Origin of the sequence: Amycolatopsis nivea (genome assembly GCF_004522235.1) — a bacterium.
In the GTDB taxonomy this organism is placed as follows: Bacteria; Actinomycetota; Actinomycetes; order Mycobacteriales; family Pseudonocardiaceae; genus Amycolatopsis; species Amycolatopsis nivea.
The window spans coordinates 1-464 of sequence record NZ_SDLT01000121.1; the positions used below are offsets into that span (position 1 = coordinate 1).

Annotated in this window: 1 pseudogene; it reads left to right on the forward strand. The window is 71.6% G+C overall.

The features are described 5' to 3' along the window. A pseudogene (locus EIZ44_RS44495) lies at window positions 1-464 on the forward strand (IS1380 family transposase); the annotation flags it as partial.

Here is a 464-nt window from a genome sequence, read left to right on the forward strand (position 1 = left end):
CGCGCCAACCTCGCCGCCGCCCGCGCCTGCGGCGCGACCGCGACCCTGGTGGTCCGGCTGGACTCCGGTTTCTACCACGGGGAAATCCTCGCCGCCATCGCCGAAGAAGGAGCCCGGTTCTCCGTCACCGCACCGCAAAACCCCTCAGTCCGCGCCGCGATCGCCGCCATCGACGAAGCAGCGTGGACACGCATCGACTACGGCCGCGCGATCCGCGACGACCACAGCGGACAACAGGTCCGCGCCGCCGAGGTCGCGGAAATCCCCTACACCGCCTTCGCCAACGCCACCCGCAACGGCCAGTTCATCACCGCCCGCCTCGTCGTCCGCCGCGTCCGCGACACCACCCGCGCCACCGCCGCCGACGCGACCGGCGAACTGTTCCCCGTCTACCGCTACCAGGCCGTGTTCACCAACACCGGGTTCGACACGGTCACCGCCGAAACACAGCACCGCGGCCGCGC